2 rRNA genes are annotated in these 3,361 nt (G+C 55.2%); both read left to right on the top strand.

Annotation, left to right across the window (positions count from 1 at the left end):
• Nucleotides 1-100: 100 nt before the first annotated feature.
• A 23S ribosomal RNA gene (locus F8M74_RS36980) occupies nt 101-3,063 on the top strand.
• 163 nt (nt 3,064-3,226) lie between these two features.
• Nucleotides 3,227-3,343 (top strand): 5S ribosomal RNA (gene rrf / locus F8M74_RS36975).
• Nucleotides 3,344-3,361 lie beyond the last annotated feature (18 nt).

The raw sequence follows: 3,361 nt of genomic DNA, 5'->3' as shown, positions 1-3,361 counted from the left end.
AAGAAGTCTTCCAGGCTTGCTGCGAAGAGCAGGAGTCTGGGCCTTGGTTTCGAGTTTCGACAATCCGCCGGGAGGCGGGCGTGAAACAAGAGATTAGGGCAAGTAAGCTACTAAGGGCGTGCGGTGGATGCCTAGGTGCCAAGAGGCGATGAAGGACGCGGGTGGCTGCGAAAAGCCCCGGGGAGCTGTCAACCGAGCGTTGATCCGGGGATGTCCGAATGGGGAAACCCAGCGCTGCGAATAGCGGCGTTACCTTTCACTGAATACATAGGTGGAATGGAGCTAACCAGGGGAAGTGAAACATCTCAGTACCCTGAGGAAGAGAAAACAATGAGTGATTCCCAAAGTAGTGGCGAGCGAAATGGGAGAAGCCCAAACCGAAACCACGAAAGTGGCGTCGGGGTAGCGGGTCCACGGTAGGACTTTGACTTGCTAGCGGAAGCCTCTGGAAAGAGGCACCAAAGAGCGTGATAGTCGCGTACGCGAAAGCGAGTTGGAGCTGAGTGGGTTACCCAAGTAGGGCGGGACACGTGCAATCCTGCCTGAATCAGCCGGGACCATCCGGTAAGGCTAAATACTCCTTGGCGACCGATAGTGAACAAGTACCGCGAGGGAAAGGTGAAAAGAACCCCGGTAAGGGGAGTCAAAAGAACCTGAAACCGCATGTCTACAAGCAGTTCGAGCACTACGGGGCAACCCAGTGCGAGAGCGTACCTTTTGCATCATGATTCGGCGACTTAATATACGTAGCGAGGCTAAGCCGTTAGGTGGAGCCGGAGCGAAAGCGAGTCCGAATAGGGCGTTTAGTTGCGTGTATTATAACCCGAAGCGGGGTGATCTACACATGGCCAGGTTGAAGTGCGGGTAACACCGCATGGAGGACCGAACTCGTGAAAGTTGAAAATTTCTGAGATGAGCTGTGTGTAGGGGTGAAAGGCCAATCAAACTCCGTGATAGCTGGTTCTCCCCGAAAGATATTTAGGTATCGGCTCGGGCAATTCAATGCCGGAGGTAGAGCACTGGAACGGCTAGGGGTCTCACCAGATTACCAAACCGTACCAAACTCCGAATGCCGGCAATTGTTATCCCGGGACGCAGTCAGTGGGTGATAACGTCCATTGGCAAGAGGGGAATAACCCAGACCGACAGCTAAGGCCCCCAAATCTAGTCTAAGTGAACACTAGAAAGGATGTGGCAGGTCATTGACAACCAGGAGGTTGGCTTAGAAGCAGCCATCCTTTAAAGAAAGCGTAATAGCTCACTGGTCAAGACAGGCCGCGCCGAAAATGTAACGGGGCTCAAGACTAGTGCCGAAGCTTCGGGTCACACGTAAAGCGTGTGGCGGTAGGGGAGCGTCCCAGTTGCAGCGAAGGTCGACTGAAAAGGCGGCTGGAGCGACTGGGAGTGCTGATGCCGAAATGAGTAGCGTTAAAGGGGGTGAGAAACCCCCTCGCCGTAAGCCCAAGGTTTCCTGGGTCAAGTTAATCTTCCCAGGGTTAGTCGGAACCTAAGCCGAGGCCGAAAGGCGTAGGTGATGGAAAGCGGGTTAATATTCCTGCACCATCTTGTGAGCGTTGAACTAAGGGAGGACGGAGAAAGCTAGGCGAGCTGACCGGTGGTTGTGTCAGTCTAAAGGTGTAGGGGTGTCGCGTACGAATAAAGGCGCGGCAGTTATCCCCGAGACTCCATGGCGCCCCGTAAGGGGTAAGTCGCTGATGCTCTGCTTCCAAGAAAAGTCCCGTAGGGAGCTTACAGGGTGTCCGTACCGTAAACCGACACAGGTGGGCGAGGAGAAAATCCTAAGGCGCTTGAGAGAACTCTCCTCCAAGGAACTAGGCAAATTTCCACCGTAACTTCGGAAGAAGGTGGGCCTCTGGTAGGTGAAGGCGTACAGCCGGAGCTGAGAGAGGTTGCAGAGAAATGGCGGTAGCGACTGTTTACCAAAAACACAGGACTCTGCGAAGGCGACAAGCCGACGTATAGGGTCTGACTCCTGCCCGGTGCTGGAAGGTTAAGGGGATTCGTCAGCCGCAAGGTGAAGCGATGATCCGAAGCCCCAGTAAACGGCGGCCGTAACTATAACGGTCCTAAGGTAGCGAAATTCCTTGTCGGGTAAGTTCCGACCTGCACGAATGGAGTAACGACTTCCGCGCTGTCTCGGAGAGGGACTCAGCGAAATTGAAATAGCTGTGCCGATGCAGTTTACCCGCAGCAAGACGGAAAGACCCCGTGAACCTTTACTATAACTTGACAGTGACACTAGGGATTGACTGTGTAGGATAGGTGGGAGCCTTTGAAGCCGGGCCGCTAGGTTCGGTGGAGGCAACGGTGAAATACCACCCTGTTGATTTCTGGTGTCTAACCATGTCCCGTCAGCCGGGATTGGGACACTGTCTGGTGGGTAGTTTGACTGGGGCGGTCGCCTCCCAAAAAGTAACGGAGGCGCGCGATGGTTCCCTCAGCCCGATTGGAAACCGGGCGTCGAGTGCAATGGCATAAGGGAGCTTGACTGCGAGACGGACACGTCGAGCAGGTGCGAAAGCAGGTCATAGTGATCCGGTGGTCCTGAATGGAAGGGCCATCGCTCAACGGATAAAAGGTACTCCGGGGATAACAGGCTTATCTCCCCCAAGAGTTCACATCGACGGGGAGGTTTGGCACCTCGATGTCGGCTCATCGCATCCTGGGGCTGGAGCAGGTCCCAAGGGTTTGGCTGTTCGCCAATTAAAGCGGTACGCGAGCTGGGTTCAAAACGTCGTGAGACAGTTTGGTCCCTATCTGCTGTGGGCGTAGGATACTTGAGAGGCTCTGACCTTAGTACGAGAGGACCGGGTTGGAGGCACCGCTGGTGTACCAGTTGTCTCGCCAGAGGCATCGCTGGGTAGCCATGTGCCGATTGGATAACCGCTGAAAGCATCTAAGCGGGAAACCGACCTCAAGACCAGGTATCCCGGGCGCAAGCCCCTGAAGACCCGTCGAAGACTACGACGTTGATAGGCCGGGTGTGTAAGCGTGGTAACACGTTCAGCTAACCGGTACTAATTGGTCGTGAGGCTTACTTTCCCCATTCTCTTGCATGCCCCCCTCAAGGGGAGTAAGGGACTCGGGGCCAAGGCCGAGGCTCGAGTGCGACTCGCACTCGCCTGGAAGACTCACACTGCGCACAGCGAGACTTCGCTTAGCAAGAAATTCGAAACTTACCCTTTGTATGCACTGTCGCTTGTTTTCCGGTGGCTATGTCGGAGGGGTCCCACCCGTTCCCATCCCGAACACGGAAGTTAAGCCCTCCAGAGCCGATGGTACTTCGCGGGAAACCGCGCGGGAGAGTAGGTCGCTGCCGGATTCTTTTTGAGAAACCCCC

The organism is Myxococcus sp. CA023 (assembly GCF_010998615.1).
In the GTDB taxonomy this organism is placed as follows: domain Bacteria; phylum Myxococcota; class Myxococcia; order Myxococcales; family Myxococcaceae; genus Myxococcus.
This window is presented reverse-complemented; position numbering and strand designations above follow the sequence as displayed.